Below are 12158 nucleotides of genomic sequence, written 5' to 3' on the forward strand. Positions count from 1 at the left end.
TCCTTCTAAATGAAATGTATTTCGGACATCGAGAAAGGAGTTAAGCCCTTATGAAATGGGACGAATTTTTCGTTACCGGAGATCCACTGATCTACGGTGCCATGGTGAGTATCGTACTCGTCTCGCTCGGAATCGTTGTAGGTTTAACCTACTTTAAAAAATGGGGTTATCTGTGGCGGGAATGGCTCACTACAGTGGATCATAAAAAAATAGGTGTCATGTATATCATAGCTGCCTTGCTCATGCTGTTCCGCGGCGGTGTGGATGCAGTGATGATGCGTGCTCAAACGGCAGCGCCTGAAATGAAATTCTTGACAGCGCAGCATTATAACGAAGTGTTTACAACACACGGCGTTATCATGATTCTCTTTATGGCGATGCCATTTATCTTCGGTCTGATGAACGTAGTCATTCCGCTTCAGATCGGTGCGCGTGACGTAGCGTTTCCGCGCCTGAATGCAATCAGTTTCTGGTTGTTCTTTTTCGGAGCTATGCTCTTTAACATCTCCTTCGTTATCGGAGGATCGCCAGACGCAGGCTGGACCGCCTACTTCCCTCTGGCAAGCAATGAGTTCAGCCCAACCGTTGGGATGAACTATTACTCCCTCGCCCTGCAAATATCAGGGTTCGGGACGCTGATGACGGGTATCAACTTTATTGTTACGATTCTTAAAATGCGTGCACCAGGCATGACCTTGATGAAGATGCCAATGTTCACCTGGGCCGTTCTCATTACATGCGTCATCATCATCTTTGCTTTCCCGGTATTGACGATTGCACTGCTATTGATGATGTTCGACCGACTTTTCGGTTCCCAGTTCTTCACGATGGCGAACGGCGGTATGGATATGCTGTGGGCCAACTTGTTCTGGGTATGGGGTCACCCTGAAGTATATATTGTTATTCTGCCGGCCTTCGGTATTTTCAGTGAAGTTATTTCAACATTTTCGCGAAAAAATCTTTACGGATATACATCGATGGTTGCCAGTATGGCTGTCATTTCTGCCCTGTCGTTCCTTGTCTGGGCTCACCATTTCTATACCATGGGTCAAGGCGCAGCGGTTAACGGTTTCTTCTCCATCACCACGATGGCCATAGCCGTTCCGACCGGGGTCAAGATATTCAACTGGCTATTCACGATGCACCGAGGTCGAATTGAATTTACGACCCCGATGCTTTACTCCCTGGCCTTTATTCCGGTCTTTACGATCGGCGGGGTAACAGGTGTCATGCTGGCGATGGCCAGCGCCGACTATCAGTATCACAACACGATGTTCCTGGTCGCACACTTCCACTACACACTCATACCGGGTACCGTGTTTGCCGTACTTGCAGGTTTCCATTTCTGGTTCCCTAAAATATTCGGCTTCCGTTTGAACGAGCGAATTGGTAAAACTGCATTCTGGTTTATTGCCATTTCATTTAACGTAACCTTCTTCCCGATGTTCTTCCTGGGATTGAAAGGGATGACACGCCGGATGTACACGTACTCAGCGGAGACAGGTTTTGGACCGCTTAATATGCTCTCCATGATCGGTGCGATCGGCTTGACTATCGGCTTTATTATTCTGGTGTACAACATCTACTGGAGTACACGTTACCAACCACGGGACAAAACAGGAGATCCATGGAATGCCCGTTCGTTGGAATGGTCTACACACAGTCCTGTTCCAGTGTATAATTTTGCTGTTATACCAAAGGTTACAAGACGTGATGCATTCTGGTTCGCCAAGAAGGATAATGTTCCGCTTACAGATGAAAAAATCACGAAAATTCATATGCCAAGCAATGATGGAAAACCGTTCATTCTCGGTGTGATCTTCTTCTTCTTTGGTTTCTTCCTGGTATTCAGCTGGTGGGTACCAGCCATAATATCGGGTGTCGCCATACTGCTCGTGATGGCTGCGATGTCCTTTGACCGGGACGAGGGTTACTATATACCGGTAGAAGAAGTTGTTGAAACAGAAAAGAAACTGCGGGGTGATACGGTATGAAAATAGATGCCACTCAGCCGCTTGAATACGGGACTGATGAAAACCGCTATAAAGTATTTGGTTTCTGGTTGTTTCTCGGAGCTGAAATCGCACTGTTCGCAACCCTGTTTACCACCTACTTCATTTTGGTCAATCGTTATGCAAATGGTCCGAGCGGTGCTGAAATATTTGAGATTGGGCCAGTTCTGGTTGAAACCTTTCTCTTGCTGACATCAAGCTTTACGATTGGACTCGCGGTTCACAGCATGCGTCTGGGCCTGAAAAAACAGATGATGATCTTTTTGATCATCACTCTGTTGCTCGGCGCCGCGTTCCTCGGTGTTGAAATTTATGAGTTCTTCACTTACGTTCATGAAGGGGCTACACTTTCGACAAGTGCTTTCCTATCCAGCTTGTTCTTGCTTCTAGGGACTCACGGTGCACACGTCACCTTCGGTCTCTTGTGGGGAATAGCTATTTTAATCCAGTTGAGAAAACATGGCCTGAACCATCGTACAGCGAACAAGTCGTTTATCTTCTCACTGTACTGGCACTTCCTAGATGTAGTGTGGATCTTTATCTTCAGTTTTGTTTACCTGAAAGGACTGATGTGACATGATGAAACAGCTATTTCCCGTGAAGCATGTTGTAGGTTATGTTTCCTCTCTCGTCCTTACAGCCCTTGCATTAGTTGTGCTTATGGATATACCGTCTGCGGCAAAAATGGGAATATTGGTAGTCACCGCTGTGATCCAATCATCCCTCCAGCTCGTTTTATTCATGCACATCGGGGAAACGGACGAGAAAAAATCTCTTTATATCAATATTGCCTATGCCCTGTTCGTTGCATTAGTTACGATCCTCGGATCTCTCTTCATCTTTGTATGGGGCTGGTACGCATAATACGAAAAATTAAACAGCCTTCCTTGCGAAAACAAGGAAGGCTGTTTTTTTATACTTATCGCTTACGAAGCCATTTGATCAGTGCATATATACTCCCACTCACCAGTAAAAACAATCCAAACATGATACTAATGCGAAGCCATCTCCATCCAGGGTACTGAAATGTTCCTTCTGGAAATGATGTTGCCGAGACGATTAAACATATGAAACCAATCATCATGAATCCGGCTGCAAGCACCCACTCAATCTTTTTCATCATGATCTTCCCCCATACTTTCCCGAACAGGAAAACAAATATCGAATCTCGTACCAACACCAACTGTGCTGCTTACACGAATTTCACCGCCCTGAAGATCAATCAGCTTTTTGGCAATAGCCAATCCTAGACCCGTCCCCCCGTGCTGGCGGGATCGGGACTTCTCGACCCGGTAGAAACGTTCAAACAAATAGGGAATCTCTTCTTCAGGTATGCCTATACCTGTATCTTCAATCGTCACTTTGACTTGTTTATGATCGCTGCGAAGGGTGATTGTAATCTTGCCTGATTCAGTATAACGTACGGCATTATCCAGCATGTTGATTATAATTTGCTCCATGCGAAGACCATCTCCTTGAATGAGAGGGGCGTTCGAATCATAATTAGCAAGCAGTTTTAAACCTTTTTCTTTCACTCTCCATTCCATTTTACGAACAGCGCTGCGGACAATCTCAGTTAGATCTATCCACTCTAGCGTCAGGCTGATCTTCCCTTCTTCCATCTTTGCAAGCTCGAACAAGTCGTTAACGAGCCGCTGCAAACGAACGGCTTCCTCTTGAATAATGTCAAGATATTTATCCTTCTCTTCCTCGGAAGTATATAATTTCTCCTTTACTACCTTCGCATAGCCTTCCAAATAGGTGATTGGTGTGCGAAGCTCATGAGATATATTCGCAAAAAACTCCTGCCTCGTATCCTGATAGCGCTGTAAATCTTTAGCGAGATCATTAATAGCCCCAGCTAACGATCCGATTTCATCATTGCTCCTGATAGGAAGTCGCGTCTGCAAATTTCCTGCAGCAATCTTACGGGTTGCCCTTTGCATCTGGAGCAGTGGCCGGGATAGTACCTGAGCTGCTATCCAAACGAAACCGAGTGCAAGCAGGAATGCACCGAACCCAGAAAGAATAAGCAAACGCCGTATACTCGCAATAGACTCATCCGCATGCTGAGTGGATGCAAGCACATATAAAGCCGAATCACTTACACCCTTCGAATCCTCCCGTGGAATAGCCATGCCGGTTACAAGATATCGATTGCCGTCCGGATCTGTATGCGTGAAACTAACACTTTGACCGGAAAATATTTGCTCAACATCCTTCTCGCGAATGAAGGAATGATCGGTAGGATCATGTGAACCTGAATGTGCCGTCACTTCTCCTTGACTGCTAATAAAAAACATGCTCACTTCAGAGAAATCTGCAAAAGCATCCAGCGATTGCTCAGCTGCCAGCTCCTTTGATGAAGCCATCGTAACAAAGTGTGCTGTCATTTCATAATAATTGTTCCTCATTTCAGAGTAATGAAAATTGGTGAACATACGATCTATCGTCACCCCTAGAAACACAAGAACGATTAAAAATAATGATATCATCCATAAACCTAGCTTTGTTCCAATCCGGTTATGAATCATGATGTTCACCAGCAAGGTAAAATTTATAACCGATCCCCCATACGGTTTGAATCGGATTATAACTTAGGCCAGCCTTATGTACCTTTTCACGGATGTTTTTCACATGGGTATCAATCACTCTGGATTCCCCGTGATAATCATGTTCCCAAAGGCGTTCAACAAGCTCTTCTCTTGAAAAGGCACGATGCGTGTTTTGAGCCAGCATTAGCAGCAGATCAAACTCTTTTTGCGTAAAATCAACGGGATGATTATGAATTAAAACCTCACGCCCCTCAGGATGAATTGACAGTTCGGGATAATGTAGTTTTACTTCCGGGGGCGAGCTGATCTTCGACATCGCGTACCGGCGTACCAAGGAGTACACCCTTGCAATAAGCTCTTCTGCTTCAAACGGTTTGGTCAAGTAATCATCAGCACCGATCCCTAAGCCACGTACTTTGTCCTTCGTCTCTGAACGTGCAGTTAACATCAGAATAGGAACCTGGCTCTCGTCCCGAACCTTCTTGCACACCTGCCATCCATCCATGTCCGGCATCATCACATCCAGAAGGATAACATCAAATGCATGCTGTTTGATCAAAGACAGCGCCTCAGAGCCCGTTGCCGCCTCCCTCACCTCAAAGCCTTCTTTCATTAAATAAATCCGCAATAAATTACGCATATTCCACTCATCGTCGACGACAAGAACCTGAATTTTCATACATGCTTCACCTGCTTTTTTCATCTCATTCCTATCATTATAGAACAAAACCCAGCCAAGAACACATACGTGTCAGACTGGGTTTAGCTCATCCATATCTTAGGAGTCCTGCAATGAGTTTGTGTTCCACATCATTGGGCCGCCGTTACGTGTCATCGCTCCGTCTTTGCCGTGACAGCTCTCATACATGTTATAAAGCTGCTGTTCGGAAGCTTCCGGATGCATTTGCTTCATAAACGGCAGCATGTCGCGAAAGGACCAATTATTTGCATCTGCGTATACAGCCGTACCGAGGCCTAGCATAAGTACTGCAACTCCTATTCCAGCGAGAAATTTGTTCTTCATGTTGAATTCGCCTCCTCTTGAACCTATCATAGCGAGAAATCATGTGTTTTTTGTGTAGAGGCTGTGACACTGCTGTGAATTAGTGACCGCTGTGAGCGTCTCCGCCAGAAGCTGGAACAATCTCAAGCATATCGTCGATTTCACTCTGTCCTTTTTCAGAAATCGAATTTACATCTCCTGTAATCCAGGCGTGATTATACGGTCCCTCTGTTGGGCTCGTCTTAAATTTAGGTTGAACGGACATTACATATTGCATGACAGACTCCGGCATGCCGTCCTTGTCCGTGAACAGAAGCGGCGCGTGCTTGCCCAGGTGGGAGAACGGGGCTGCCGCAATCGTCAGCATGGTAGAATCGGTTGGCAAGAACGAGAAGTTATGTCCGGGACTGGTAATTCCCCAGCCAAATTCGGTTTCCGGATCTTTAAATTTCGCAAAATTAACAGCATTTTCATATGGATCTTCACCTGAAATTCTCGTCACTTTTCCATATTTCTTTAGTTCTTCTTCCACCTTAGCGGATACTACCGATTCAGGACCGATCAAATAAATATTTGCTTTGCCTTCTCGTGTATTCAAAGCATTGATCGTTGCTTCCGGAATCTCATCCTTGCTTACGTAAAGAAGCGGTTCCGGCATATGGGCAATCCAGTTCACCGCCGGCAATGTAAATTCAGGGCTGTCCATTGAGCCGATAATGACAGATTCCGGCTGACTTCCTGATACCTTGGCGTAATAAGCATCTATCGCTTGTGCAACGGCAGCTGGCTCCTTGCCTTCAATCTTGTCTACTTTATAGTTCAACTCTTTTAGCTGTTCTTCTACTTTCCCGGCAACATCGCCAACAATAATAACCTGAACTCCATCGTTACTTTCCGGACCTTTTGGGTTCAATCGTTTCAGCTCATTATACGTAGCTTCCGGAATTCCATCCTTATTTACAAACAAAATCGGTCCGTTGCTCGGATGGTGAATCAAATCTGCACTGGCTGCAGCAATCTGCCAATTTTCCGAATCGACCAGCACAACGCTACCGGCCTTATTGTTGTCATTGGTTGATGTCCAGAGCATCTTGGAAGTGAGTACCGCCGCTTCTACTGGATCAGATGTATTAATACGAGTCGTGTTCTTCGTTCCAACCCATGGCACACCTGCTTCTGTCTGCGTCGCCGGCGAGCTTCCATTAGAAGGTTCGGTCGGCGCAGGCGAACTAGCGTTTTCATTATTCTGACATCCTGCAAGTACGCCGAATGCAAGCAGGGCTGTTATACCGGTAGTCAACACTTTTTTCATAAAATTATCCCTCCAGATCTTCTCCTATATCTCGTCCTATATTTGTGGACTGTTACCAAATTACCCAATAAATATGTGGAATTTGTGTGGGAAGTGTGAAAGTTTTGAAAATTGTCATTTGTTTCATACCTTCAGCTGGAAGTTTCCCGTCCTAATCCATCGGAATTTAAAAGCGGTGTTCCCATCCGTATTTGATACATATATTCAGTCATCATTTTGACGAAAGCCTCATCTCTAGCCAGAGCTGCTCCATAATTGCGCTTGATATGGCGTTCGGCATCCGCAAAGGTTGAAAATTGAAAAGGTAGCAGCTCGCCGTTCCATTCAAGCGACCATTTTCCCGGCTCAGATAAATAAACATAAATCATATCTTCTCCTGAACTTTCGTACAAAACGCCGGTTTCTGTGCCTTTAACATTAAACCGATTGCGTTCGGCATCGCCTCGTATTGGCTCAAGATCAAACGTCTCCTCTACAAACAAACGAAATACAACGTCACTCATCGTACATCCGGAAGCTTTCGCATGTCCTCCCCCGCCATAACGCATAGCGACGGACGATACATCGATATGATCGTGATTCGTTCGAAGGCTCATTTTTCGCCCGCCCATATTTAAGATCGCTATGTAATCGAGATGCGGATAGATTGTCCCAAGTTCACTGGCAAGTTCAGAATGATAGGATTCGGCATGCACGATGCCGACACATTCACTGCCGATAAAGGCTTGGATCAGCTCCCTTTTTTTGCGGCGAATGTAACGTTCAATTTTATGGTCTTCCATATCTAGAATTTTCTCTTCAAAATCATTAAAGGTAAAACTCGGCTCATTTTGCAACCGCTCCACCATTTTCACTTCAAACTCATCGATCGACAGCATGAAGAACAGATCATTCAATCGCTTGGCTGCAAGCTTGTTCTCAGCTTCCCACTGCCAGGTATCATAAAGGCGAACCAATTCGACGAACTGGTCCAATGATTCGGTACGTGAAAGGAATTCATGATGAGTCAAATACTCATAAAACAACGATGTAGCCGAGGCAAGTCTACCATCTTCATGATGAAGAATGACCTGAGCCCAAGGATACGCGTTGAAGTATTCTGCGGTTTTATGGTGATCGATAAGCCGGACTTGACCGCCAGCCCTGACATATTGATCCAGACGCTCCTCTAGCTCGCTGTTTACCGTTAGATCGGTTATGAACAATAGATCATCAGGATTGTTTTGAATGACTGCGCGATCCAAATATTTGCCTACCTGATGATTTAGCCCATTGAGGGAAAGGTAGCGAACATCAATCCTGTCTCCGAAAGCACATTTTGCGAGGATGCCACAGCTCACTCCATCAAGATCATTATGGGTATATAAGTAATACATTGAATAAACAGCTCCTTATGGAAATATGATATTCAACGTCTACTTTTCCCTTATATTTTCCACTTTAGTCATCGGATGAAATGACGTATATACGCACAAAAAAGGAACAGCCCATGCTGTTCCTGATTTATAATTCTAAAACTTTATAGAGCTGCTCACCGGTTTGACATACAAGCGTGGCAATCATCCGTTAAGTAAGATAATGATTTGAAGCCATTTTTCTTAAGTTTGCGCGCAGCGAGCAGCCCTTCCGACCACTTGGGAGTAACGATGATGACCTCGTCTTCCGGACTTAATTCTTTATCCCACACAAAAGACAGCCTGCCAAGTGAAATGTTGACCGATTCTTCCAAATGATTGGCCGTATATTCAGAAACATCCCGAACATCCAGCACCTTTAGTTGAGGACGTTCCTTCTTGGCCTGAGCAAGCTCACTGCATTTCACCAGTTTCAATCCGTGCACTGGTACCGACCGGCGATAAGCATACACCAGCAGCATAGCTGCGATCATATATACGAATAACAAAACCGATCCCTCCCCCAAGATATTCCTATATTTTCTGGTTTTTGTTTTTATGATTGATGTGAGTAGTGTGATTCGTATGTAAGCAAGAGTACTTATTACCCCTATGGGTATGATTTTAGAGTGCATCAAAACTTTTGTCAAGCTGCTAAATAACACATATATAGTCTTACGCAAACAGACCTCCTGATCAGGAGGTCCAAACTGGATCGCAACGTGCATGAAAAACCAAAATTAAAGAGCACATTTCTCAATCTCAAATCCAAGATCTTCGATCATTTGCCAGTCCCGCTGCTGCTCCTGTCCAGCCGTTGTTAAGTAGTCACCAACAAAAATCGAATTTGCCGCATATAAAGCCATCGGCTGAAGCGAGCGCAAATTCACCTCTCTGCCGCCAGAAACCCGAATTTCCTTGGTCGGATTTACAAAACGCATCATCGCGAGCAGCTTCAGACATTTGACAGGGGTAAGCTCTTTTCGTCCTTCAAGCGGCGTACCATCGATCGCATTCAAGAAGTTGCACGGTATTGAATCCGCATCCAATTGTCTTAATGCTAACGCCATATCCACCGCTTCTTCATCACTTTCCCCCATGCCGAATATAACACCAGAGCATGGTGAAATTCCTGAATGTTTAACCTGCTCAATCGTTTTGACCCGGTCTTCATACGTATGTGTTGTCGTGATTTGTCCATAATTTTCTTTCGACGTATTCAAATTATGATTATATCGATGAACACCTGCTTCTGCCAGCTTTTTTGCCTGCGATTCCTTCAAAAAGCCAAGACAGCAGCATATTTTCAGATCCGTTTTCTGTCTGATTTCTTGAACCGCATCTGCCACATGCTCGATCTCCCGGTCTGTAGGGCGTCGTCCGGATGCAACAATACAATAGGTACCCGCTTTTCTTCGGATTGCCTCATAGGCTCCTTCTATAATTTTCTCCTTTGTTAACCAGGCGTATTTCTCGATCGGTGCTTCTGAAACAATGGATTGAGAACAGTAGCCGCAGTCCTCCGGACACAGGCCTGATTTGGCATTAATAATCATATTAAGCTTAACCTTCCTGCCAAAATAGCGGCTCCTGATCATAAACGACGCGTGAAGCAGAGTAAGCAGCTGTTCATCGTTGCTCCGAACGATTGACAGAGCTTCTTCAACTGTAACTTGGTGTCCATCGATGACCCTTTCAGCGAGTAGTGCCCATTCATCACCTGTTTTTGTAACCATATTCAACTCTCCTTCACCTGTATATTGTCAACCATATATAAACTATATTAGGTTAACAATAAGGCTACAATAAACGAAATGAACTCGTTTTTCAATCCTAAGTCTGATAAAAAAAGAAAAGGCCACCCCGGAATAATTCCATCCGGAAATGGCCTGAGTTCGTATTTCATCTTTTAAGGCGCTCTCTTAGGCAGCAGCTTCACGTATTCATCCGACAGCTTCATAAGCTGCAGAATATACTCATAATCATCCCGGTAAAGGGAAATATCCGTAACAGGTTCCAGCGTTTTTAACGAAACCGCTGTTCCATCCTCAAACCCGTTACCCGGGATAAACATAATCTCATTATTGAAAAACGAACCTGTCGGCAAATAATACCTCATGCCGATGACGTTCCTGTCAATATTAAGCAGATCCTGACCCATGGCGGTAAACTGCTCATCTTTCATTGATATCCCCATAATGTTCGCAATGGTCGGCAGCATGTCGATTTGGCCTCCGACCTGTTCGATCGTCTTCCCTTCTTCCATCCCTGGCACATGAATGATAAAAGGTACATTAAACCGGCTGATTCTTTCATGATATGGAACGCCCAGTGTAGATGTGATCAGATCAGGGTCGGTATCGTTGTTGTTAATTCCGAAATGATCCCCATATATGACCAGAACGGTATCTTCCCACATCCCATTTTGCTTCAAAGATTCGATCAATTGCCCCAATGCGTAATCCGCATAATTGACAGAATCGAGATAATTGCCGAGCTGGCTTCCTTCCAATTCGGCGGGAATTTCAATCTTCGAGAAATGCTCCGGTACTGTGAATGGAGAGTGACTTGATACTGTAACAAACTGTGCGTAGAACGGTCTGTTGTCTTTTTTCGCCCCACTCATTTTTTCAATGCCTACACGATACAATTCTTCATCGGAAGGACCAAAGCTGTTGAACTGATCGTTCTTAAAATATGGTTTATCATAAAAATGATGAAAGCCAAGGGCTGGATACATTTTATTTCGATCCCAGAAGGTGACATCATTGACGTGAAACGTACTGGATACATACCCTTGCTCTTCAAGCAAGCGCGGCAAACTCGGAAGCACACGGCTGCCAAAACCGGTTGACATCGCAACCGACCCTAAAGGATAAATCGAGGTGTTCGATATAAACTCGGCGTCCGATGTATTGCCTTGGCCAATCTGCTGGAATACATTCGGGAAGTAGAAGCCTTCATCAGCAAGCTGGTTCATGACAGGTGTAATGACCTGATTGTTTAACGATTGATGTATCGGGAAGTTTTGCAAGGATTCCATTTGAACAACGATCAAATTTTTGCCCTTGCCTATTCCGAAATATTCCGGCTCCTTCCCTACACGCTGCTTGCTCTGGTAAGGATAGCTTTCCTGTAGCTGATTAATTTCCTGGATCGTATCCTCGATGTTGCCTTCAGCAAGTGCCCGGTTCTCCTGACCGCTTTTGACAACAGCAGCGACCTGATAGTTCATAAAACCCATATGTTCCGCCTGAACGAGCTCATTCTCAATGCCCCATGCTTTACGGATCGAGAACCCGGATACAACGACTCCAAGAATCAACAGCCCGGCCATACCGATCTTCCATCCGGAAACCCTTTTCGAGCTTCGATAAGAGGTCTGTGAAATGGTAGTGAAGCCTTTGAACCCGTCTTTGCGTTCACGAACCCGGTTTACGATCCATATCAACGCCATGACCAGCACATCCACAAAGAAAATAAAATGCTCCGGTTCAAGAAGCGACGTTACGCTGGAACGAACCTGGTGAACTTGTCCAAGGCCGGACAACGCGGTATAGGTCGGAATAGAACCAAAATACACATTATAGATCGCAGATGCAAACAAGATGAGAGACACCACCAGGTTAAATATCCAGTAAGCGACATGTCTTCCTTTCAGCGGAATTAAAAGTTCCAGCAAGCTCATCAATACAAGCAGAGAGAAAGCATCTGCCGGAATTTTCCCCCACATGACTTCGTTAAATAAGAACAATCTTAATAACATTAATTTTAACAACAGGAGCAGAAAAATACCGCTGAACAATCCCGCTCGTTGTTTCCACGTTCTTTCCATGATCGATCTCCCTATCTCAATTTGAAAAATGATTGTTTAGAATCGTT

Annotated in this window: 12 protein-coding genes; 3 read left to right on the top strand and 9 right to left on the bottom strand. The window is 44.8% G+C overall.

Features of this window, described 5'->3' with window-relative positions:
• Positions 1-50: 50 nt before the first annotated feature.
• From qoxB to qoxD, 3 genes are read left to right on the top strand one after another with little or no spacing between them, the layout of a single operon-like run.
• A complete protein-coding gene (gene qoxB, locus C8268_RS10900; protein ID WP_106767674.1) occupies positions 51-1994 on the top strand; it encodes a cytochrome aa3 quinol oxidase subunit I in 1944 nt (647 codons plus the stop codon).
• On the top strand, positions 1991-2587 hold the full coding sequence (qoxC, locus tag C8268_RS10905) for a cytochrome aa3 quinol oxidase subunit III (protein WP_106767675.1): 597 nt from the start codon (positions 1991-1993) through the stop codon (positions 2585-2587). The genes qoxB and qoxC overlap by 4 nt, the downstream gene beginning before the upstream one ends.
• Before the next feature lies 1 nt (position 2588).
• Positions 2589-2876, top strand: a complete 288-nt coding sequence (qoxD, locus tag C8268_RS10910; RefSeq protein ID WP_106767676.1) for a cytochrome aa3 quinol oxidase subunit IV — start codon at positions 2589-2591, stop codon at positions 2874-2876.
• 55 nt (positions 2877-2931) lie between these two features.
• Here qoxD and C8268_RS10915 read toward each other — a convergent pair whose 3' ends face one another.
• From C8268_RS10915 to C8268_RS10955, 9 genes are all read right to left on the bottom strand, one after another.
• Positions 2932-3135 (bottom strand): hypothetical protein, encoded by a 204-nt coding sequence (locus C8268_RS10915; RefSeq protein ID WP_106767677.1) that lies wholly within the window; start codon positions 3133-3135, stop codon positions 2932-2934.
• Positions 3119-4546, bottom strand: coding sequence for a sensor histidine kinase (locus C8268_RS10920; RefSeq protein WP_106767678.1), 1428 nt, complete (start codon positions 4544-4546; stop codon positions 3119-3121). The genes C8268_RS10915 and C8268_RS10920 overlap by 17 nt, the downstream gene beginning before the upstream one ends.
• Positions 4536-5246, bottom strand: a complete 711-nt coding sequence (locus C8268_RS10925; protein ID WP_106767679.1) for a response regulator transcription factor — start codon at positions 5244-5246, stop codon at positions 4536-4538. Before C8268_RS10925 ends, C8268_RS10920 begins: the two co-directional genes overlap by 11 nt.
• A gap of 99 nt (positions 5247-5345) precedes the next feature.
• A complete protein-coding gene (locus tag C8268_RS10930; RefSeq protein WP_106767680.1) occupies positions 5346-5591 on the bottom strand; it encodes a hypothetical protein in 246 nt (81 codons plus the stop codon).
• Positions 5592-5670: 79 nt separating this feature from the next.
• Entirely contained in the window at positions 5671-6882 is a 1212-nt protein-coding gene (locus C8268_RS10935; protein ID WP_106767681.1) for a cell wall-binding repeat-containing protein, read from the bottom strand.
• A gap of 131 nt (positions 6883-7013) precedes the next feature.
• A complete protein-coding gene (locus C8268_RS10940; RefSeq protein ID WP_106767682.1) occupies positions 7014-8258 on the bottom strand; it encodes a DHH family phosphoesterase in 1245 nt (414 codons plus the stop codon).
• A gap of 155 nt (positions 8259-8413) precedes the next feature.
• The gene (locus C8268_RS10945; protein ID WP_234032757.1) at positions 8414-8785 is read right to left on the bottom strand and encodes a rhodanese-like domain-containing protein; all 372 of its coding nucleotides are present in this window, start codon (positions 8783-8785) and stop codon (positions 8414-8416) included.
• A 231-nt stretch (positions 8786-9016) separates the two neighbouring features.
• On the bottom strand, positions 9017-10012 hold the full coding sequence (gene bioB / locus C8268_RS10950; protein ID WP_106767683.1) for a biotin synthase BioB: 996 nt from the start codon (positions 10010-10012) through the stop codon (positions 9017-9019).
• A gap of 173 nt (positions 10013-10185) precedes the next feature.
• Positions 10186-12111, bottom strand: a complete 1926-nt coding sequence (locus C8268_RS10955; protein WP_106767684.1) for an LTA synthase family protein — start codon at positions 12109-12111, stop codon at positions 10186-10188.
• Positions 12112-12158: the final 47 nt, after the last annotated feature.

It is taken from the genome of Paenibacillus faecalis (assembly GCF_900289175.1).
Lineage (GTDB): Bacteria > Bacillota > Bacilli > Paenibacillales > Paenibacillaceae > Paenibacillus_AQ > Paenibacillus_AQ faecalis.

Bases quoted from the DNA above. Each gene is read 5' to 3' on its own strand.
- qoxB (WP_106767674.1), top strand. From the start codon at position 51: ATGAAATGGGACGAATTTTTCGTTACCGGAGATCCACTGATCTACGGT.
- qoxC (WP_106767675.1), top strand. From the start codon at position 1,991: ATGAAAATAGATGCCACTCAGCCGCTTGAATACGGGACTGATGAAAAC.
- qoxD (WP_106767676.1), top strand. From the start codon at position 2,589: ATGATGAAACAGCTATTTCCCGTGAAGCATGTTGTAGGTTATGTTTCC.
- C8268_RS10915 (WP_106767677.1), bottom strand. From the start codon at position 3,135: ATGATGAAAAAGATTGAGTGGGTGCTTGCAGCCGGATTCATGATGATT.
- C8268_RS10920 (WP_106767678.1), bottom strand. From the start codon at position 4,546: ATGATTCATAACCGGATTGGAACAAAGCTAGGTTTATGGATGATATCA.
- C8268_RS10925 (WP_106767679.1), bottom strand. From the start codon at position 5,246: ATGAAAATTCAGGTTCTTGTCGTCGACGATGAGTGGAATATGCGTAAT.
- C8268_RS10930 (WP_106767680.1), bottom strand. From the start codon at position 5,591: ATGAAGAACAAATTTCTCGCTGGAATAGGAGTTGCAGTACTTATGCTA.
- C8268_RS10935 (WP_106767681.1), bottom strand. From the start codon at position 6,882: ATGAAAAAAGTGTTGACTACCGGTATAACAGCCCTGCTTGCATTCGGC.
- C8268_RS10940 (WP_106767682.1), bottom strand. From the start codon at position 8,258: ATGTATTACTTATATACCCATAATGATCTTGATGGAGTGAGCTGTGGC.
- bioB (WP_106767683.1), bottom strand. From the start codon at position 10,012: ATGGTTACAAAAACAGGTGATGAATGGGCACTACTCGCTGAAAGGGTC.
- C8268_RS10955 (WP_106767684.1), bottom strand. From the start codon at position 12,111: ATGGAAAGAACGTGGAAACAACGAGCGGGATTGTTCAGCGGTATTTTT.